This window comes from Streptococcus sp. HMSC034E12 (assembly GCF_001835915.1).
In the GTDB taxonomy this organism is placed as follows: Bacteria; Bacillota; Bacilli; order Lactobacillales; family Streptococcaceae; genus Streptococcus; species Streptococcus vaginalis.
In genome coordinates, this window is the sequence record NZ_KV826430.1 from 187,944 (window position 1) to 209,674 (window position 21,731).

Here is a 21,731-nt window from a genome sequence, read left to right on the forward strand (position 1 = left end):
GCAAATTTCTAGCAATTTTATCAATGATTTTACAAGAAAAATCTACCCAATCTGTGAAATTTTTGAAGCGACAAAAAAGTTCTTACTGTCCTCTTGATTTTTACTTGTTTTTTTGCAAAAATAGAGGAGTAGAAAGAAGGTAACAGAATGACCAAAATAAATCAAATTATTTCTTATCTAGAAACAGAGAAAACATATGTCGCCGTGGTTTCTGATCCTGTAACGATTAATTATTTAACAGGATTTTATAGCGACCCTCATGAACGCCAGATGTTTCTTTTTATTTTCACAAATCATGAACCACTACTCTTTGTCCCAGCTCTTGAAGTAGATCGCGCTAGTGCGATTGTTGATTTCAAGGTTGTGGGTTATGTTGATTCTGAAAATCCATGGGAAAAAATCAAAGCAGCCTTGCCAGCGGACAGTGCCCACAAAGTTGCTGTTGAGTTTGATAACTTGATTTTGACCAAATACAATGGATTGCGTACTGTTTTTGAACAAGCTGAATTTACAAACTTAACACCTTGTATCAATCGTATGCGTCTCATCAAATCATCCGATGAAATTAAGAAAATGTTTGTTGCTGGAGAATATGCAGATAAGGCTGTTAAGATTGGTTTTGAGACTATTTCTCTCGATAAAACAGAAACAGATATTATTGCTCAAATTGACTTTGGTATCAAACAACTCGGCTATGAGATGAGCTTTGAGACTATGGTTTTGACAGGTGATAATGCTGCTAATCCGCACGGCATTCCGGGTGCAAACAAAGTCGAAAACAATGCCCTGCTTCTATTTGACCTTGGCTGTATGGTCAATGGTTATGCCAGCGATATGACACGGACAGTTGCTGTTGGAAAACCAGATCAGTTTAAAAAAGACATTTACAATCTAACGCTTGAAGCTCAACGGGCAGCTCTTGACTTCATCAAACCCGGAGTAACAGCTCATGAAGTAGACCGCGCAGCACGCGAAGTCATCGAAAAAGCCGGTTATGGTGAATATTTCAATCATCGTCTGGGACATGGTATCGGTATGAGCGTACATGAATTTCCATCTATCATGGAAGGAAACGATATGGTTATCGAAGAAGGTATGTGCTTCTCTGTTGAGCCTGGAATTTATATTCCAGGAAAAGTTGGCGTTCGTATTGAAGACTGCGGTCATGTCACCAAAGATGGTTTTGAAGTCTTTACAAGTACAAGTAAAGATCTGCTCTATTTTGATTAAAATACTGAAAAAGAAGCTAAAATAGTTGATTTAAGGACTGAAGCCTGTATTGGTTTTGGCTCAAATGGATCTCACCCGAACATGGGAAATCCTTGGTGAAATAACAGGCAACGCCGCTCCTTATGAACTCATTAGCCAACTTTTCAGCCAATTTTGCTTAGGAAAATAAATAGACAAATTCGGTCGAAAACAATCAAATTCTATGATTTCTAAATTTTCTGGCTCTTATACAAAAAGAGGAAAAGAATACTCCTACACGAATATCTCTTCCTCTTTTTATCTGTTGTTTTTATCTATTAGATTGATGAAGCGAAATGATAATTCACTTCCATACAATCGCGAAACTACTCCCTTATTATACGATCTCTTAAGATTTTATCTGAAAATTAATTTACCGTAATTGTGACAGTCAAAATCTTTGTATCAACTTTATCTTAAAAACAAGTCATTTCCTGTATTATGGATATCGAGATGCAGCAAAATAATCAGTAACTTTCTCTTTTATTTTTTCATATTCCTCTTTTGAAAAATCAGATACTTTTGATTCATTTGTACTATAGTAGGATACTTCTGATATAAATGTTGCTCCAAAATCAGTCATTTGACTCTTATCAGCAAATAAAGAATTTCCTAAAAAATAATTAGGAGAAGAAATATCTAAATAATCTAATATTGTTGGAGTAAGATTGATAGAATTTCTTCCTTGCACATTTATATCGCTAGGAGTTACTCCTTTATGATATATGAATAAAGGAACTTTATCAAGATTTCCTAATGACCGAGAGAAATTTGGAAAAGCTTTTTTATATTCATCATCAACATAAGTTGCATGATCTGTGGTAAAAACTAAAATAGTATTATCTGCAAACTCACTTTGATTGAATTTTTCTATAAACTTACCAATCTGTACATCTAAATTATAAAATCTATTTAAAACCCTATCTTTCCCATCTTGAAATTTCTTAGCTGTTGAGTCCATCCCAATATGAGTACCAAAAGTATACATTGAAATAAAAAATGGTTTATCTTTAGATTGATTAGACATTTGGTTTAACAAGTCATTATACGCCTCTTTATCAAAAGTAGCATCATATCCTTTTGTTATGGTGCCATTTACAACCTTTCCAAATTTCATATTATTTAGATAAGTTGAAAATTCCCTATTATTGGGTTCTGTATTAATAAAAGATGTAGCATATCCTCTATTAGCCAAAACACTTTGTAAAGATACTAAATAATTACTATCTGGATTTTTCAACTGGTACCCTGAATACAATTGTCCTATAATTCCACAATAAGTTGCAAAGGTATGATTATAATAATTAGAAAAATTTAATGAATCTTTTTGTAATTTGGAAACATTAGGCATTATGCCCCTTGTATCATCTATAATATGTTGAGAGAGGCCCTCCGTAAAGATTAAAATAATATTTGGATTTTCAGGCAGCTCTTGAGGTTTCGATACATAATTAGTTATATCATCTTTATGAAATTTTTCTTTCGCATGTGCACTTTTCTCTTTTGCTTCTTTCATAAGCTGCATATATTGATACTCTGCTTTACCTAAATTATATAGAGAACTTGCTGGAGAGTATTTCTCTCCAACTAGTCCCAAACAAATCAATTCTCCTAAAAATAACACCACCAATAGTTTGAAACTTCTATTATTTACTAACTTAGACCTCTCTTCTCTACTCAATTGTACATATCTAGAAGGCAAAAAGCTAAAGATAAGTAAAAGTATAATTCCTAAACCAAATATCCATATTCGTCCCTTAAGAGCTTCCCAGGAACTTAAATTATTAATCATTATCAAAGTAACAAAGCTGTTACCAAAAAGTAATACTAATACTTCAATATTAAATAGTAATAACAAAAGATTATTTACTATTTGACCAATTATTTTATGATTTTTTAAAAGAATATTAGAAATAGAAAAGATAATTGCTAATTCTAATAAATTAAACAGTACAAAAGACCATTCATGTGTAGTCTTTAAAACTAAAAAACTAATTACAATAGAAAATAGATATTTAAATACCATAAGTTGATAACTTTTATTTTTAAAATAAAAATTCAACGACTTTCTTTTTTTATTATCACTCATTTTGAATTCCTAATCTTTCCTACCACTCGTTTCACTATATATTTAACAGCACTCCCTGGTCCACGATAGATATATTTCAGAGCACCTTTAATGCCGCCAATATTGTCAAAGTTTATATATGTATTTGGCAGGGTATCTGGACGGATATTTAAAACGATATTATCCACAAAAGGAGTGATATAAATCTCATTTTTAGAGATTGCATAGTCATAACGTTGAGACCAAGCTAAATAAACTAAAATTCGCTCAATGGAATGTAGAATGGTATGTTGAGGCAATGGTTCTGCTGGAATATCAGCATCTTGCAAATTCAAATCAAATAAAGGCTTTAGAGCATCATATTTGAACCAAATAAAGGTTCCATAACTCATGATAAATGTATTTAATTGATTGAAATCTATAGACCGTTTAATATTCATTCGTTCCCAGAGTAAATTCATATCATCTGCAAATTTATTCTCATTCCACGGATCAACAATCTTTGTATAACGGAAAAAAGTTGGAATATCAGCAATAACTAAACCTAACCGTTCATCACTTTCCAAACTAGCCATAATTTTATCCGCCGGTTTGATTAACATATCAAAAAGTTCATTTCTCCATGAATCTCCTACCCAATGCGGATATTCTGGAGATTTTTTCGTATGAAAATGACCAATATAATCATATTTTGATAGTTCATTTTTGAGTTTTAACATCGGAATAACATCACGACCGAGATTTCCAGTAATATAAACTTTGCCTACCTTACCACGTTCTGTTAGAATCTTCTCAATTTCTGCTTTCTTTTTCTCAGAATCTGTTGTCAAAAACAAATCATAATCAAAATGAAAATTTTCAAAAGCCGTTAAAAACACTTCCAAAAGATCTACATAATAAGTATGGAGATGCACCGCAACTTTCTTTTGATTTGAATACTGAAGTTGATTATCTTTTAATACTTTTCTATCAAGCAAATATGGAGGCGTTGGTAAACTCATATCAGACATGTGAGATAAAATAAATTCTGTCGGATAATCTGATACCTTTTCAATCTCTTGCAGTAAGTAAGGGGCTAAATGTTGAGTTAAATCAAACGTTTTTATCTTAATAAAAGGAACGTGATTTTCCAACAAAACATGCGGATAATGAATTGTGAAGTTACTATGGAAGAAGTCATCCTTTAAAGGCACTGTATCCAAAATTGTCTGGTATTTAAAACCTGCATCTACAAATTTCTTAGTGTACTGGGTCTCATAATTATCAATAACCTTTTGTACATCTATATAATTTTCAATTGATTGCCAGAAGTTTTGAAATACAGTTGACTGAACGAGTCTCTTTTTAAAAGAAATAAAATAAGATTGAAGATGCTCATTAATGAACAGATTTCTTTGTTTTACTTCTTGATGATTTGTCATTCCCCAAAAATCTACTTCTGGATCAGACTCATATCTTTGATAAATAGGTTCCATATCCCAAAGTGGACCAAAACAGGTATCGTTCATTACGGTAATTGAATCATATTCTTTCAACTTATCAAAACCGACTAAAGCCATGCCATCATGCCAAGCTCCAAAATCATAGCCAGTATTTTCACGTTGAATAAATTCATCAATCAGCTTTTTGTCACGAAGTTTTTCCACTTCAGATAGGCTTAACTGACTATTTGAAATAAAAATAAGTTTTTCAAATAAAGGTCGCATATGTTCAATTTGGTAAAATACATGTCGACTGATATGGTCGTATTTGTTAAAATGAACATAAATTAATAATCGTTTCATTGTCTTCTCCTAAAGAAGTTAATAATTTTAGTCGGAATTATCCAGCGTCGGCTCCCTATAACCGCATTGTGTTCATGAACTAATTCTTGATAATTACATTCTAACTGGTGAATGCGCTCTTCCAAATCCGTAATGTTCTCCAGCAATTTCTGGTTAACTTCATTCGCCTCTGAAAGTTCAGTCAAAACTGAACCTTCTTTCATAGGGTCAAAAATATCTTTCATTTCATACGAAAAAAGAAATTCTGAATCCTCAACATCATCAATCTGATAATGAAGCTGAGGATCATTTTTCCCGAAAAGTAATTCATTAGAAAGCAAGAGCCCGTTTGTAAAGGCAATTTTCAACTCTGTTTGTTTATGATAAGTTTTTAGACTAACGTTTTTATAATAATTTGGAATCTCAGATAAATCAATTCTCAATCTAGCTGCTTCATGTGGAATCTGAAAATAAAGCTCATCTGCATACTGTAATGGGAATTTCAGACTATTTGTTTCCGAAAATTCTTCATCTGCCCGTGCATAAAAAATCGTAATAGGCTGCTTCTTTATATTCAATATGGAATGATTTGGCAACGTTTCTCCTAGCAAGGAGCTAATAGCTTGTAGTGATTTCTCTGTTCTTGTTGAAAGAGATGCTATATTTGCAAGTAAACTATCATAACACTTATCAAGCGTATAAAGCTGTTTAGCTCTCTCGCTTGCAAGAACTGCATTATTCTTATTTATATCGAAATTTTCAAGAAAGTCTGCCATCTTATCAGCCAATGAGTCGATATTTCCCAACTGATATGTCGTACCGCTATGAAAATATTCTTTAGCTGATTTATAGCCATCATTATTTGAAACTATTGTAGGAACTCCTCTTAAAATAGATTCAACAAAAACAAGAGAAAAGGATTCAGATTTCGAGGTGCATACACAAATATCTGAGTTTGTCACTTTTTTCCATGGTTGATCATTATAACCCCAAAATTGGACATTAGTTAATTCATATTTTTCAATATAAGCATCACACTCTTCTTTTGTCTCTTTTTGCCAATCACCAATAAAAATTAGGGGAATATCATTGCGCCTAAGTTTTTTATATGCTTTAAGAAGCTCAATTTGATTTTTATTTTCATTTATTACACCAATTGAAATGATTCTTCTTTGATTGGACTCTGCCAAAGCTTCAGTTGTAAATTGTGTATAAGGAATAAATGTTTCTAAATTAGCAGGATTGTTATTTAACTCAGCTAATTTTTGGGCTAGATTTCCCCGTACAGAAAAAACTTTATCCGAATTCTCAAAAATAAACTTCATTTTTTTTGCATAATATTGAAATTCTCTCTCTGGAAATTCATGGATAAGCCAAAAATGTGGGATATCCTCACAGGCCGCTGCTACAGCTCCTTGAAAAACATTTGCTGTATTAGAAATAACTAAATCAATATCTTGCTCAACAATAATATCTCGTATTTCTTTAATATTCTTTTGATAATATATTACCCTTTCTTCCTTAGAAAAGAGACGATCGCCTGGTGCTTCTTCCCACCACCATTTTATCGTAGATAGTGGAAATAAATGAACATTGGCATTCGACAGCTTGCTTTCATAACTTGCATGAGTTGGGTGCCCGTTTTCAGGATAGACGTTGTAAATGTCATAGCCTATTTCAGATAAATAAACCATTAAATTCGTTATTGATTTCTCGGCTCCATTATCTAAAGTTCCAGTTGGAGAGATAAATAAAATACGCTTTACCATATTAAGCCCTCGCTTTGTAAAGTTTTATGTGTGCGATTCTTGCCAACTTCCATTTCTAACAAGTAAACCTGTTGCCGAATCTAGTGCTGATTCGTCATCCTCTGGAATATCATTCCGTTCAATAAAGACGATTGGAGCTTTTGAAGATACGGCAAAGGCTAAAACACGTTTGTCAGAATCACGAATGGTTGCTTCCAATCTTAAACGAGCATGATTTAAATAAGGAAGTTTGCATGTATAGATGACTTTCTTTTCTCCTGTTCCACTAATTTTTAAATCCATAGAATTATCATTGTAATAGCCATAATTAGTGTTTATATCAACGAACGACATAGCAATATGAGTCTCAATATCTTGAAGCTGTGTAAAAGTAAATTCAAACTTCAATTCATCGTCTGGTGTTACTTGATTTGGAGATAACAATTTTACTTCAAAATTTTCAACCAATGCAACTTGTTTCGTTTTATTCTCTGAAGCAGCAGCTTTTTCTTGTGTTGGTTGAATCGCATTATCAAAGCTATATTGATTCGCAACATCATCCGGATTTCCAATCGCCTTAATCAATCCGTCCTCAATCAAAACAGCTTTATTGCAATATTTCTTAACAGCGCCCATGTCGTGCGTAACAAGAATGGTTGTTTTCCCAGATTTTTTTCGTTCTAAGAAATAATCGTTACATTTTCTCTGGAAAGCTTCATCACCGACTGCAAGAACTTCATCAAGAATGAGAACATCACCTTGTGCTTTAATCGCGACCGAAAACGCCAAACGAACTTGCATTCCGCTTGAATAATTCTTCAGTTTTTGATTCATAAATTCATGTAACTCAGCAAAATCAACGATATCATCGTACATAGCATCAATTTCTTCTGTTGTAAAACCAAGCATGGCACCGTTCATATAGACATTTTCACGTCCAGTTAATTCTGGGTTAAAGCCGACACCAAGTTCAATAAAAGAAACCATTTTCCCATTAACAGTGACTTTTCCTTTCTCAGGGACATAAATTTGAGAAATGATTTTTAAAAGAGTGGACTTTCCTGAACCATTACGGCCAACAATCCCAAAGAAATCACCTTCTTCGACCTCAAAGTTAATATCTTTTAAAACATGTTGTTCCGTATAGCCTTTAATCCCCTTAAAATAATTGACTAAATTGGTACGTAAACTTTGCGTTGCTTCAGTAGGAAGTTTAAAATACTTGCTGACATGATCAACTTTTACTGCAATTTTTTTATCTGACATTATAAAATCTCCGCGAATCTCTTAGCATTTTTGTGGAAAATATAATACCCAATTCCAAAGATAAAGAAAGGAAGAATATAGGGTACCATAGCAACACCTTTATGACCAATTAAATCCCAGCCACGCATGCTTCCTGAAAAAACAATATAGTGCCGCAAATCTTGAATAATCTGTGCCAAAGGATTTAGCATCATGAGTTTTGCAATTGTTACCTGACCACGTTGCAAAATAAAGGTAAGAGAGTAGATAATAGGTGTCGCATACATTCCTGCTTGCATCACCACTTCCCAAATCGGACCAATATCTCTATATTTAACAAATAACGTCGCCAACACAAAAGCGATTCCTGTTGAAAATAAAATCAATTCAACAAATAATGGAATAACTGTAAGCCAGCCAATGGATACTGCTACTCCATTAACCAAAGCAAAGATGAAAACGACCAATAAATTAATAGAGTAGTTAATTGCTGCACCAACAACTGAAGAAATAACAATAATCTCTTTTGAAAAGTTCAGTTTCCGAAGCAAATCACCACGAGAAACGATAGACATCATCCCCATATTTGTAGCTTCAGAGAAGAAATTCCAAGTTACCATACCGATTAAAAGACCGATAGCATAATGTGGCGTTCCATCATCAAATCTCAAGAAGCGCACAAAAACTAAATACATAATCGTAAATAAGAGCAAGGGCTTCAAAATGGACCATAAATGCCCAATCAAGCTCCCTTGATACCGTAATTTAAAATCTGTTTTAATCATCTCGCGTAAGAGAATCATATTTTTTCGACTAAATAAGTCCATCATTACTCCTTATAAGCAAATTTTGTAAGAATGAGTGTTGTAAAGACAAAAGTATGGAAGGCACGATTCTTTCGATAACCATATTTTTGAAGACGACGTAAGCGTTCCATAAACGGGACTTCCATGATTGTCACAAAATTTTCAATCAGTTCTTTATTTTGAGTAGCCAAAGGCAAAGCTAATAAATTCCTTGCTTGTTCTTGGCTATCTTGAATCAATTTCCAATATTTTGCGAAGAGAATATGCGGGCGAATCCAATTCTGCATTCTTTTTCTGAGGGTTCTTGCACCTAAAACATTATTGGAATGTTGCCGATATAATTCACTTGGTTGGTCTATATAGACTAAATGACCAAAAGCTGCTGCCAACAAAGCCAAATACCAGTCATGCATGAGAAGATCATGAGCTTCTTGGCCTGCCCATAAGTCAGCCAGAGCTTGGTTAATCATCGAAACGCCGCCTGTAACAGTATTTTCTGTTAATTCTTGGAGCAGTTCCGTGTTTGCATGGTCAGACTGTGTACGAATCATACTTTCATGTACGACATTTAACTCTTGATCTACAACTTTTAAATCCGTGTAAACCAGCAAAGGCTGACTGGTATCGTGTTTAATCGCTTCTTCTAGCTGCATTTCTACTTTTTCAGGCAGCCAGACATCATCCTGGTCGCTAAAAAAGTAAACATCTGATGTTTGATATTTCAAAAGATAAAAGAAACTTTTGATAACACCAAGATTTTCGACGCTATCAGGATTCACAAACTGAATGCGATTATCTTTTTGACAAAAATCTTGAATAATCTCACGCGTCCTGTCTTTAGAACCATCATCTCGGATTAACAGTTGCCAGCCTGTATAGGTCTGCTGCCGAATACTTTCAATCTGTTCTGCTAAAAACCGTTCACCATTGTAGGTGGACATGAGAATGGTCACTTTCATGATAAAAATAATTCCTCGTATTCACCCACAATTTTTTCCCAAGTGTAGTGTTCTTTCATGTTTTCTTTCGCAGCTTGACCTAGATCTGAAAAGTCGGACTGTTTATCTACCTGATGAATGCAATCAACTAGGCTGTTTTCTTTCTTATCCCAGTAAAGAGCTGTTTCTTTTGCCACTTGTCGGTTAAAGTCCACACCCAAGACCAAATTCAAATCTGTCTGAGCTAAGGCTTCTAAGAGACCAGGATTGGTGCCGCCGACCTCATGACCATGAATATAAGCAAACGCTTGATTGCGAATATACTTCAATAAATCTTGATCATAAACAGTACCGACAAACTTAATCCGCTCATCTCGGTCAAAATTTGTTTTTTGTTGTAGTTCTTCAAAATAAGCATTGCCTTGATGATTGCAGACAATCAGCAAGTCTCGTTGCGTCTGTGACTTCATAAACTCGTGAATGATGATTTCATAGTTATTTTCTGGAACAAAACGCCCAACAATCAAATAATAATCTTTTTCCTTACTTGCCCACGTGTCAAAAAAGTGTCGAACTTTTTCATCCTGAGCAGTTAAAGATGACAAGCGCAAATCGGTCCCATAGGCAATGAAGGTGGTTTTAGCCCACGGATAAGCTTTCTGGATATAACTTTCAATTCCTTGATTGTCCGAAATCACCAAATCGGCATGTTTAGTCATCACTTTCTCAGAATATTTGAGGTACTTTTGAACGGGCTTAGACCACTTAGCGCGTTTCCACTCAAGTCCATCAGGATTGATATAAAAGATACCACCAGCATGGTGAATTTTTCGAGCAAAAGGTGCGATAAAAGCGCCGATTGTATTTCCTAGAATATAGAAAATCGGTTGAGCAATTTTTTGATTGTTCACTAACTTCAAAGCATAGTTAATTGCCATCATATCATAAGCAATAACGCGAGCTGGACCAAGTTTTGGTGCTTTAATCGTAAAACAATCTACGCCTTTGTAATCAAAATGATGATAAGCTTCATCATCTGATAAACAAGCCACATGGTATTGGATTTGAGGAGATATACGGTTCTCCACTAATTTCTCAACAAAGGTTTCAAACCCACCATATTTAGCAGGAAGCCCACGACTTCCGATGATGAATACATGTTTCATGATTTCCCTCAATTCAAGATTTTGCAATCTAATCTATTATATCACTTTATAAATCGTTTGTGTAACATAAAATAGAAAAGAAAAGCAACCTTTCGGCTGCTTCTACCTTATTTCTTTCCTTGTTTATAAAATTCCTTGAGGGCATCTTGCCAAGTTGGGATGACAAAGCCTGTTGCCTTAGCTTTAGCTAGACTCATGGTAGAATTGAGTGGTCGCTTCGCTTTCGCTGGAAACTTACTAGAGTCCACTGGCAAAACTTCGACATCTGTATCTTTTAAAATTTCTACTGCAAAGTCAAACCAAGTCGTATCTTCTGTGGCATCATTTGACAAGTGATAATAGCCAAATTCTTTTTGATTTTCTGCTAAGTACGTCATAAATTCAGCCAACGTACGCGTCCAAGTCGGACGACCGTGTTGGTCATTGACAACAGTCAGAGTTTTATGTGTTTTCGCTAAATTCTGCATAGTGAAAACAAAGTTCTTTCCATAATTTCCAAAGACCCAAGCTGTGCGGATAATGTAGAAACGGCTAGAATATTTCTCAACCAATTCCTCTCCCATGCGCTTCGTGCGACCATATTCTGTCTGAGGGTCTGGTTGATCATCTACTTCCCATTCCTGCCCAACTGGCTTATCTCCAGCAAAAACATAGTCTGTAGAAATGTAAACAAGTGTTGCACCATGCTTTTCTGCTGCTTTAGCAACATTTTCAGTTCCTGTGACATTGATTACATAATCTAGCTCTTTTCCTTCATCTTCTGCTGCGTCCACAGCTGTATAGGCCGCACAGTGATAGACGAGACTTGGCTTCACTTCTGCAAAAACCTTCTCTACCATTTCGGCATTTGTAATATCCATTTCTGCTACGGCAACTGCCACATACTCTTCATTGCGTTCATCTAAAAGATAACGAAGTTCTGTTCCAAGCTGTCCATTAGCTCCTGTAATTAAAATCATTTGAAATTCCTTTCTGAACAATAAACATTCAATGAACTTAATTATACCAAAAAAAGCAGAAAAAATCTGCTTTTTCTACTCGCTCTTCTCTTTAACCACGTAAATTGGTCTTTTTTTGGTTTCCATGAAAATTTTCCCAATGTATTTACCAATAATGCCAATTGTCAACAACTGAAAACCACCTAGAAAAAGAATAATCGACACCATAGAAGGCCAGCCAGATGTTGGATCGCCAAAAATCAACGTACGAACAATGACAATCATGATAAGGAAGAATGCCAATAAACAGGCAACAGCACCTCCCCAAAAAGCTATTGTCAAAGGAGCATCTGAAAAGTTGATAATCCCTTCTAAAGAATAATTCAATAATTGCCAGAAACTCCAACTGGTTTTTCCTGCAACTCGTTCCACATTCTTATATTCCAAATATTCCGTTCTAAATCCAACCCATGCAAATATTCCCTTGGAAAAACGATTGTACTCAGAAACTTCTAAAATGGCATCTACCATTTGTCGGCGCATGAGACGAAAATCCCGCGCACCGTCCACCATTTCAACTTGACTAATTCTATTGATTAATTTATAAAACATCTTAGCAAAAAAGCTACGAATCGGAGGTTCCCCATCACGCGTTGTCCGCCGCGTGCCCACACAATCCAAATCTGGGTTCTTCTCCAGCATAGATTTCATTGTAAGTAAAAGTTCCGGAGGATCTTGCAAATCCGCATCCATGACAGTCACTAAATCACCAGTTGCATGTTTGAGACCTGCATACAGAGCCGCTTCTTTTCCAAAATTTCTCGAAAAAGAAAGATAACGAACACTATTATTTTTCTGATTGAGTTCTCGTAAAATAGCTAAGGTTCTATCTTTTGAGCCGTCATTGACAAAGATGTATTCAAAATGATCATTTAGCTGAAATTTATTTTTTTCCATTTCCGCATAAAACAACGGAAGCGACTCTTCCTCATTAAAACAAGGAACGATGATTGAAATTGTCATTTTAGCCTCCTTATGTCATTAAATATATTCTAACATAAAAATAAAAAAGTTAGGAACAAAGCCTAACTTTAAATAGTTTTGTACATTTTGATGTTAATAGTAAAAACTAACAAAATCTAAAATCAACATCAATAAAATGGTAATTAAAAATTGATTATCTTATCAATTCAATAATTGGAAGATAAAAATTGCACTATAATAAATTAAGGGAGAGGCCGAAATAATCACTAATCCAGTCATAAATCGTGCATTATATTCCAAAGTTTTATTTGTAAATGGAAGTAACAACAATAGGAATGGTAAAAAATATCTTGGCTGCAGCCCTACTACCGTATCTGAACCTACTTCTGAGTTCTCCAGATAAAAAATGATAAATATTAATAAAATAGCCCCCACAAATAATAATCTAGAAACATGATTGTAAAGCATTGCTAGCTGATTGTCAGTAAAGTTAAGTTCATCATCCTTATCCTTTATAAAAATACTAAGAACCAAACCAGCAAAAGGAAGTAACGTCAAACCTGCTGGAACAAACATTGTTTTTGTATAATCTGAATACCCTAATTGCATACTATTATATGGGTAGCTCAAAACATTATCAGCAAAAATTCTCAGTGTTCTCAAAGGATGTGAAAGCATAAATTTAATTTGTCTTACTTGGTCAACATTTTCACGGCCATAGTATTCTACATTTCCATTCATATTTCTTACAATCATATACCAACTTATAGTGATGATAGCGCAAATACATAAGACTACAGACAAGGTAATTAGACCTTTTTTATTAATCGCTTTCGTTTTAAACCCTGCATATAAAATTGGTAGATATAGTCCTAAAATTAGAAATGCTGGTATTTTAGTCAGGACAACACAAAATGAAAGTAATATAAATAACCAAATATCTTTAACATTCAATTTTTTATCTTTAATTATACTTAAATAAAGAGATAGAGCATAAGATATAAACAAAAAACTAAATCCATAGCTTAATTCATCCGCCGAAATAGCAGCAAAGGAAATAGTAACTGGTGGTAAACTTCCTATAATTGCTAAAGTAAGTTTTCCAAAAGGTATCTTCCTAATTGCCAATACAAGCATTGTGAATACCAGTAAAAAACCTGATAATCTCATCAAAAGAAATGTTGTTACAACATTTAAATGCAGTACTTTTCCAATCCATGCTGCAATAATGTAAGGAGCATATACAAACGGAGTATAAATAGCAGCTGCTGTTGCATCTTTAGTAGAAATTCTTTCTTGATGTTTACCTAATTCATCAAATTCCTTTTGCCAATCAGAGCTAATAATTTCAGTCGTAGGTTGTCCTAATGAACGAGCAATTTTTTCCATTGGCTTTTGGATAAAAGTTTGTTCATCTTTTGTAACTTTTCCTCTAGTAATAGACAAAGGGTTATCTGCATAAGTCATTATCCTAGCATAATGCACTTGTTCGTCAAACCACGACATTGGATAACGGAAAAAAACCGATGACAAACCTATAATAAATGAAGCAAACAATAAAACAACAACTGCTATGGTATATTTATTATTATATATATTTAAAAATCTTTTTATTCTTTTCATTAACTTTCTATCCTATTCTACCAATAAATTCAAAAATCTTAAAAAAGCCGGTAATTACTGGTCTATAATAATCTACAATTATTGTTTAAGGTTTTTATAACCAATTCTAAATAATACACTAGAAGAATTATTATAATTATTGATTATTACTAGAACTCTTTTTTTTAACTAATAACAATAACCCAAACCATTCATTCTTCAATACTTTTAAAAACAATGGTACAACATAAGCTAGTTTAGAGTGAATATTTACTTTTTGTACACCTTGTCTGATATATTTATTCTTTTCCCAATTTTTTCCAAAATACTTTTCCATAAAGAGGATAATATCTTTAAAATCTTGCTTCTTCACTTCTGGATATTTCAATAATCTGTAGGTATGACCAACACATAGATGTTCTAAGGCCAAATATTGTAATTCTTCTTTATATTTATCAAAATCATCACCAAATAAAGCAAACAGATACTCTAAAGCATCATAGATATCAAAAATATTTGACTTGCTTGAATTCATGATTGAACCTGGAGTATTAATGACATAATTAATTAGTGGTTTTTTTATATATGCAATATCAGTTGATTTTGACGTTAAGTATGGCATTACTGCCAAATCTTCATATAATTTTCCTTTTGGAAACTGTATCCCATTATACAAGCTTGTTTTACAAATTTTAGACCAAGCAGCATGCTTTATAACCATATAATCTTCTTTTTGACTATATTTCTCAGAGTAAGGATGAACTCTTAGGACATTGATAAGTTTTCCTTGAAAGTCTACTAAATTAATATCAAAAAATATTATATCTGCTCCTTGCTCTTTAACCTTTAAAAATTCTGTAATAAATGATTCTTCCCAAAAATCATCTGAATCGAGTGAAACAGTATACAAACTATCTTCAATGTGAGCAAGACCAAAATTACGAACATCTGCAAGTCCTCCATTTTCCTTTGAAAACAATTCGATAAATGGATATTTTGCAGCATACTCCTTAATAATTTCTTCCGAACGATCAGTACTCCCGTCATTGACGCAAATAACGCGTAAAGAGCAATCTTTTAAATTATCTTGATGAACAATACTATCTAAGCATCTTCTTAAATATTTTTCTGTATTATAAACAGGAATAATGACAGTTAAATCATATTTCATTCTTATTTCCTTTTTCTCCCAACTACCATATAAATACCAAAAATACCGACTAAATAAGCGGTCATAACAATCAGAAAGCTGAGTGCTGCACCTAACATATGATAATGATAAATAAATGGTTCTGTTACCAACTTAGTGATAACTAATAAAACGATATATAAACCTACTAATAAGTGCTGTTTTCGAATAATAGTTAGAATATTTTCAAAAACAATGGCTAAGGCATATAAAACTCCTGCAAAGATTAGAATTGCAAAAGGAAGAGTGTACTGTGATAATGCCACTCCAAATACTAAACTAAGAATTGGGGTGCCTATGAAGTAAGCCACTATCGTAACGGCTATCCCACCTATAAATAAATAGAGCAAGAGTTTTTTCACAATTAGAGAAAATTCTGCATACTTTTCTCGATTCCACAAAATAGCCATTTGGGTTATCAGAGGTCTAACCATTAAAATAATGAGGCTCATAAAAAAAACAGGCATAAAAAGAATGTTAAAATCACGTTGCATGCCAGTCTGCAAAACTCCTTGATTTAGGCCTTTTTCAATAATAATCTTAGGCTCGTTTAAAATATATAATAAAATAAATCCATTCACAAATAATGGCCAACAAGCCAGAAAAATATCTTTTATATCTTTTTTGTAATTCCTAGAGAAGAGTTCTTTCCATTGAATCGTTTCAAAATACTTAAGAAAACTGGTTTCATAAAAAATGATAACTATGCCATTCCAAATGACTAAAGAAAATAAACCTACAATCACAGACTTCGAAAGCAAAATACTAAGAAACAGGACAACTACACTAGTGGAATAACGGTAAAACATTGTTTTCCCAGCTATATCCATACGTTCTCTTTGTTGAAATAAGCCTTGAAATAAATCAGATACCGCATCCCACATACGATACAAAATCATTAAAAATGTCAGTAAAATCGTTTCAAAAGAATAACGGTCTTCTCCGACAATATATAAATAGGGATACAATGTAACCAACATCGCTAAAATTGTTATCAACCTAGTTTGAAAATATCCTATGAAAGAATGCTTTTGATTCACATCCGTTCCTTGATAATTTCTGACTTGGAAAAGTCCGATAACAATCCAAAGAGTCCCAATGGAATTCGCCAAGCTAAATTGGTCTGCTACTTTGGCAGAAGTTAATCTTGTTACAATCAGTAGATAAAGGACAGAAACTCCTGAAGCGGCTAAATTCCCCAATAAATTCCAAAAATAAATCTCTTTAGCAGAAGGATTAGTTTTTATTTTCATCTTTCTCCCTCAGTGCGATTGTTTGAACTAAATTTTTAAATTTCGTATCTAATTTTGATAATTTAATAGTAAGTTGGAATTGATTGATGAGCAATAAGAAAATGACAAATAAAAAGATAAAATTGACTGCTGATACAATTCCTAATGCACTTGCAATTGCTTCCGCTAAACTTGGGAAGATGCTAAATACTAATAGAATTAAAGAGAAAAACACCCAAAATATAGCATCGTTGATTTGAACTTGTGATTTTCGAATGCTACGTAAAATAAAGGCACAAGTCATAATAGAGACAAAAATCAATACAATTTGAAACCAAATAGTCATTTAATGTCTACCCTCTCTTTCTGAAATTTTGAATAATCAAGATAGATACAAACATATGCGTCATATATTGAATAGAGCGAGAAAGTGTCAGATAACTCTCACCAGCTTGTCTCTCTTCCATTCGCACTTGGGCTTCTGCTACTTTTACACCATGACGAATTAGATATGAGACGGTATCTGGCTCAGGTCCATAATTGATATTGAGAGCAAATTCTTTGATAAGTCCTTCAGAAAACATCCGCATACCAGAAGTTGGATCATTGATTGTCTTTCCTGTGGTTAATTTAATGGCTGCGCTAATGAGAATATTCCCCATCATCCGCAAAGACGTTTCGCGCTTTTCCGTCACAAAACGAGATCCGATAACCATTTCATAGCCTTCGTTCATTTTTGCTTCTAAAACTGAGATATACTCAGGCAAATGTTGACCATCTGCGTCAAACTGCACTGCCTTTTTATAGCCTTGCTCATAAGCATATCTAAGTCCTGTTTGAAATGCGCCTGCCAATCCTAAATTGACCGGCAAATCCACAATATTATAACTGTTTGCATGGCAAATGGCTGATGTTCTATCTTTTGAACCGTCATTGATAATCACATAATCATATTGTGAATAATTTTGAATAATATTATTTACAACATTTTCAATAGAGCCTTCTTCATTGTAGGCAGGGATAATAATCAATAAATCCGAAGATTTCACTTAATCTCATTCTCCTTAAAAATTATATAACCCCATTATACTATATCCACACGGCATTTTCTACTATTTCCATAAAAGAAACAAGAAATTTACTATAAAGACAAACCAAAATCACTCATCATACAAACGAGTGATTTTGTGCTAATGTCAAGAAAAGCTCCGCATAATTTCCTAAAAAGAGTTCCTCTGCACTATAAATTATCTGAGATTTGACAGGCAGAAAACCATTCTGAGATAAGTTTTCTTCCAATTCATCAAGATGAAAGCCATGATGATTTACGTCTGTTTTAACAAAATCTGCAATAAAAAGCTGTCCGTCCTCTACAAGATGATTTCTAAACATTGCTAGAGTCTTCTCAACATTTGGCATATGATGAAGAACACGACTAACCACGATGATGTCAAATAATTGATTTAATGGGTTTGTCAACAAATCCTGCTGTAACAAATAAACATTATCAATGGCTTGCTTTTCCACTTTTAGGCGAGCTTGATCAAGCATTTTATCTGAAATATCAACAAGCATGACTGACTTGGATTGTGCCGCTAATGGCAGAGTCACCAAGCCTGTACCACCGCCAAAATCCAAAATGCGCTTGTCAGAAAAATCTACTATTTTTTTCCACTTCCTGGCGAATGAGATCAGCAATAAATATATTTTTGGGAGAATCGAATGATTCTGCCTTATGATTAAAATGATGTTCCATATTTTTAGTTTAACAGAAAGTAAATCATTCTTCAAAAAAAATACTTAACTGGTTTTCTACTTTTTTTAGTAAGCTTACTTTCAAGTCATCACGCAAAAACCTCAGAACAGTGAATTCTGGTCAACTTCCACAAGGCTGATTAGGTACTTCTTACGAGTTTGACTAGGAAACAAAATTAACCTTACCTCGCAAGCATTATTCGCAACTTCAACGCAATGTTTTGAACAATCAACTACTGTGCATCAAGCTTATTTCTATTTAATAAGCGAGGCTGAGAAACTACTATCCCAGCCTCGTCTACTATTTGACATATTTTTTATTTAGTCATCAAATCCATTTGGGTGTTTGCTTTGCCAATGCCAAGCATCTTGACACATACGCGTAATATCAAATTGTGCTTCCCAACCAAGCTCTTCTTTTGCTTTGGTAGAGTCAGCATAGCAAGTTGCAATGTCACCAGGGCGGCGGTCAACAATCTTGTAAGGAATTGGTTTGCCGACTGCTTTTTCCATATTTTGGATAATTTCTAAAACAGAGTATCCTTTACCGGTACCAAGGTTATAGATATTTAGACCAGCAGTTCCTTCAATTTTTTGCAGAGCAGCCACATGTCCTTTTGCCAAATCCACCACGTGAATATAGTCACGAACGCCGGTACCGTCAACTGTTGGATAGTCATTGCCAAATACTTGCACTTCTTTTAATTTTCCAACAGCAACCTGCGTCACATATGGCAAGAGATTATTTGGAATGCCATTTGGATTTTCACCCAAATCACCACTTTCATGAGCACCAATTGGATTAAAATACCGAAGCAAGACAACATTCCAGTTTGCATCAGATTTGTAAATATCCGTCAGCATTTCTTCAATCATCAGTTTTGTACGTCCGTAAGGATTGGTGACTGACAGAGGAAAATCTTCTAAAATTGGAACGGTATGAGGATCTCCATAGACAGTTGCAGAAGAGCTGAAAATGATATTTTTGCAATTGACTTCTTCCATGACGCGTAGCAATGTCAATGTTCCTGTAATGTTGTTTTCGTAATAAGTCAATGGAATTTGTGTTGATTCACCAACTGCTTTCAACGCTGCAAAATGAATCACACCTGTTGGTTGTTCTGCTTTAAAGATTTCAAGTAAGGCTTTCTTATCACGAATGTCCACTTGATAAAATGGAATTTTTTGACCAACAATTTGTTCTACAACTTCTACACTTTTTTTGCTGCTGTTCACTAAATTATCAACAATAACAACTTCGTGTCCAGCATTGATTAACTCAATAACGGTATGCGTTCCGATAAATCCGGCTCCACCTGTTACTAAAATTTTATGTTTCATGATTCTCCTTTAAAGACAATGCTTCAATAATAGAGTTTATTTCAACACTTTTTGAGTCTTAGCATAGTTAGCTTCGACAGCTTCTTTTTCAGCTTTCCACCAATCTTGGTGGTCTGTATACCATTTTATAGTTTCTTTCAAACCAGCTTCAAAGTTAGTAAATTCAGGTTTCCAGCCAAGTTCATTACGCAACTTACTAGCATCAATAGCATAGCGCAGGTCGTGACCCGCACGGTCTGTTACACGATCGTAAGCGTCAGCTGGTTGTCCCATTTCTTTAAGAATGAGCTCTAGCACTTCTTTGTTATTCTTCTCACCGTCTGCACCAATTAGGTAGGTTTCACCAATCTTCCCTTTTGTGAGAATGGTCCAAACCCCTGATGAATGGTCATTAGTATGAATCCAGTCACGAACATTCTTTCCTTCACCATAAAGTTTTGGACGAATGCCTGAAAGGATATTGGTAATCTGACGCGGAATGAATTTTTCGATGTGTTGATATGGTCCGTAGTTGTTTGAACAGTTAGAGATGGTGGCCTTAACACCGAAAGAGCGCACCCAAGCCTTGACAATCAAATCAGAAGCTGCCTTAGTTGAAGAATAAGGTGAACTTGGATTGTACTTCGTTTCTGGTGTGAATTTTTCACCCAGTCCTTCACCGTGACCTGGAAGATCTTCACGAAGAGGAAGGTCTCCGTAAACTTCGTCAGTCGACACATGATGGAAACGAATGTCGTATTTACGAACTGCTTCTAAGAGTGTGTATGTGCCTACAAAGTTGGTGAAGATAAATGGGGATGGATCTTTGAGAGAATTGTCATTATGACTTTCGGCTGCATAGTGAACAATTGCATCCGCATTCTTAGCTACTTGATCAACAATTGCTGCATCTGCAATATCTCCAACGACTAACTCCACTCGGTCGCCTAGAATTTCTTCAATGTTGGCACGATTACCAGCATAAGTTAGCTTATCCAGAACTGTGATATGCACATCTGGAAAGTTATTGTACACATAGTGAACAAAGTTAGAACCGATAAAACCAGCACCACCTGTCACTACAATATTTTTATATTCAGTCATGAAAAGATTTTCTCCTATTTTCTGAGGGTATTATAACATATCTTTGGTCAAAGGTTTAACATCCTTAAGCATTGGATGATTCTTATCTGCTTCAGAAACTTCTGCCTGATCAAGACTTTCCCATTCAATCCCAAGAGCAGGGTCAGCATAGTTGACAAAGGCATACTTAGGTTTTAATTCCAATGCCCAGTAGTCATTGACCAAATAGCTATAAGAAACCGTATCTGACAACACTTGAAAGCCATTTGCTACACCGCGAGGAACGAAAATCCCTTTGCTGGCATCAATAACCGTTTGGTAGGTATTTCCGAATGTTTCCCCTTCACGCAAATCAACCCAAGAACCGAGAACTTTTCCGCCATCTGCGACAGAAATGTACTTGTCCCAAGGTTCTGCATGGAGTCCACGGAGCACATTTTTGCGGGAAAAGCTGACATTGTTTTGAAGCTTACCTTCTGCAAAAAAGCTTTCTGGAAAACCAAGGGGCACCATTTTTTCTTTTTGAAAGTTTTCCTTGAACCAGCCACGATTGTCTCCATGTACTGGAATATCAAATTCCAGCATGCCAGGAATGGCTTCAATCTTACGGGCTACTAATTTCTTTTCAAAAAATTGTTCAGACATG

18 protein-coding genes and 1 pseudogene are annotated in these 21,731 nt (G+C 34.5%); 1 reads left to right on the forward strand and 18 read right to left on the reverse strand.

What is annotated here, in order from left to right:
- Positions 1 to 147: 147 nt before the first annotated feature.
- On the forward strand, positions 148 to 1,230 hold the full coding sequence (locus HMPREF2574_RS02040; protein ID WP_070812133.1) for a M24 family metallopeptidase: 1,083 nt from the start codon (positions 148 to 150) through the stop codon (positions 1,228 to 1,230).
- Between the two features lie 457 nt (positions 1,231 to 1,687).
- Here the strand turns inward: HMPREF2574_RS02040 and HMPREF2574_RS02045 are convergent, their stop codons facing one another.
- The 18 genes and pseudogenes from HMPREF2574_RS02045 to HMPREF2574_RS02130 form a co-directional block, all read right to left on the reverse strand.
- On the reverse strand, positions 1,688 to 3,337 hold the full coding sequence (locus HMPREF2574_RS02045; RefSeq protein ID WP_024051863.1) for an LTA synthase family protein: 1,650 nt from the start codon (positions 3,335 to 3,337) through the stop codon (positions 1,688 to 1,690).
- Positions 3,334 to 5,100 (reverse strand): rhamnan synthesis F family protein, encoded by a 1,767-nt coding sequence (locus HMPREF2574_RS02050; protein WP_070241617.1) that lies wholly within the window; start codon positions 5,098 to 5,100, stop codon positions 3,334 to 3,336. Before HMPREF2574_RS02050 ends, HMPREF2574_RS02045 begins: the two co-directional genes overlap by 4 nt.
- Positions 5,097 to 6,848: a glycosyltransferase family 4 protein gene (locus HMPREF2574_RS02055; protein WP_024051865.1), complete on the reverse strand. Its 1,752-nt coding sequence runs from the start codon at positions 6,846 to 6,848 to the stop codon at positions 5,097 to 5,099. The genes HMPREF2574_RS02050 and HMPREF2574_RS02055 overlap by 4 nt, the downstream gene beginning before the upstream one ends.
- Before the next feature lie 24 nt (positions 6,849 to 6,872).
- The gene (locus HMPREF2574_RS02060) at positions 6,873 to 8,093 is read right to left on the reverse strand and encodes an ABC transporter ATP-binding protein (protein ID WP_003040182.1); all 1,221 of its coding nucleotides are present in this window, start codon (positions 8,091 to 8,093) and stop codon (positions 6,873 to 6,875) included.
- On the reverse strand, positions 8,093 to 8,899 hold the full coding sequence (locus HMPREF2574_RS02065; protein ID WP_003040405.1) for an ABC transporter permease: 807 nt from the start codon (positions 8,897 to 8,899) through the stop codon (positions 8,093 to 8,095). Before HMPREF2574_RS02065 ends, HMPREF2574_RS02060 begins: the two co-directional genes overlap by 1 nt.
- A 2-nt stretch (positions 8,900 to 8,901) precedes the next feature.
- The gene (locus HMPREF2574_RS02070) at positions 8,902 to 9,837 is read right to left on the reverse strand and encodes a glycosyltransferase family 2 protein (RefSeq protein WP_070584181.1); all 936 of its coding nucleotides are present in this window, start codon (positions 9,835 to 9,837) and stop codon (positions 8,902 to 8,904) included.
- Complete coding sequence (gene cps2T, locus HMPREF2574_RS02075) at positions 9,834 to 10,982, reverse strand: beta 1-4 rhamnosyltransferase Cps2T (RefSeq protein WP_024051867.1); 1,149 nt, start codon at positions 10,980 to 10,982, stop codon at positions 9,834 to 9,836. Before cps2T ends, HMPREF2574_RS02070 begins: the two co-directional genes overlap by 4 nt.
- A 107-nt stretch (positions 10,983 to 11,089) precedes the next feature.
- Positions 11,090 to 11,941 carry a dTDP-4-dehydrorhamnose reductase gene (gene rfbD / locus HMPREF2574_RS02080; RefSeq protein ID WP_070812134.1) on the reverse strand — a complete coding sequence of 284 codons (852 nt, stop codon included), beginning with the start codon at positions 11,939 to 11,941 and terminating at the stop codon, positions 11,090 to 11,092.
- A gap of 75 nt (positions 11,942 to 12,016) precedes the next feature.
- Positions 12,017 to 12,943 (reverse strand): glycosyltransferase family 2 protein, encoded by a 927-nt coding sequence (locus HMPREF2574_RS02085; RefSeq protein WP_070584187.1) that lies wholly within the window; start codon positions 12,941 to 12,943, stop codon positions 12,017 to 12,019.
- A gap of 162 nt (positions 12,944 to 13,105) precedes the next feature.
- Positions 13,106 to 14,527: a DUF2142 domain-containing protein gene (locus tag HMPREF2574_RS02090; protein WP_070812135.1), complete on the reverse strand. Its 1,422-nt coding sequence runs from the start codon at positions 14,525 to 14,527 to the stop codon at positions 13,106 to 13,108.
- A gap of 136 nt (positions 14,528 to 14,663) precedes the next feature.
- Positions 14,664 to 15,677 (reverse strand): glycosyltransferase family 2 protein, encoded by a 1,014-nt coding sequence (locus HMPREF2574_RS02095; RefSeq protein WP_070812136.1) that lies wholly within the window; start codon positions 15,675 to 15,677, stop codon positions 14,664 to 14,666.
- 2 nt (positions 15,678 to 15,679) lie between these two features.
- A complete protein-coding gene (locus HMPREF2574_RS02100) occupies positions 15,680 to 16,948 on the reverse strand; it encodes a lipopolysaccharide biosynthesis protein (protein ID WP_142350179.1) in 1,269 nt (422 codons plus the stop codon).
- Positions 16,932 to 17,273, reverse strand: a complete 342-nt coding sequence (locus HMPREF2574_RS02105) for a DUF2304 domain-containing protein (protein ID WP_003025200.1) — start codon at positions 17,271 to 17,273, stop codon at positions 16,932 to 16,934. Before HMPREF2574_RS02105 ends, HMPREF2574_RS02100 begins: the two co-directional genes overlap by 17 nt.
- A gap of 7 nt (positions 17,274 to 17,280) precedes the next feature.
- Complete coding sequence (locus HMPREF2574_RS02110; protein WP_003025201.1) at positions 17,281 to 17,976, reverse strand: glycosyltransferase family 2 protein; 696 nt, start codon at positions 17,974 to 17,976, stop codon at positions 17,281 to 17,283.
- Between the two features lie 118 nt (positions 17,977 to 18,094).
- A pseudogene (locus HMPREF2574_RS02115) lies at positions 18,095 to 18,683 on the reverse strand (class I SAM-dependent methyltransferase).
- A 320-nt stretch (positions 18,684 to 19,003) separates the two neighbouring features.
- Positions 19,004 to 20,023 (reverse strand): UDP-glucose 4-epimerase GalE, encoded by a 1,020-nt coding sequence (gene galE, locus HMPREF2574_RS02120; RefSeq protein WP_024051874.1) that lies wholly within the window; start codon positions 20,021 to 20,023, stop codon positions 19,004 to 19,006.
- A gap of 36 nt (positions 20,024 to 20,059) precedes the next feature.
- The gene (gene rfbB / locus HMPREF2574_RS02125; protein ID WP_070812137.1) at positions 20,060 to 21,106 is read right to left on the reverse strand and encodes a dTDP-glucose 4,6-dehydratase; all 1,047 of its coding nucleotides are present in this window, start codon (positions 21,104 to 21,106) and stop codon (positions 20,060 to 20,062) included.
- A gap of 30 nt (positions 21,107 to 21,136) precedes the next feature.
- Positions 21,137 to 21,730 (reverse strand): dTDP-4-dehydrorhamnose 3,5-epimerase family protein, encoded by a 594-nt coding sequence (locus HMPREF2574_RS02130; protein WP_024051876.1) that lies wholly within the window; start codon positions 21,728 to 21,730, stop codon positions 21,137 to 21,139.
- Position 21,731 lies beyond the last annotated feature (1 nt).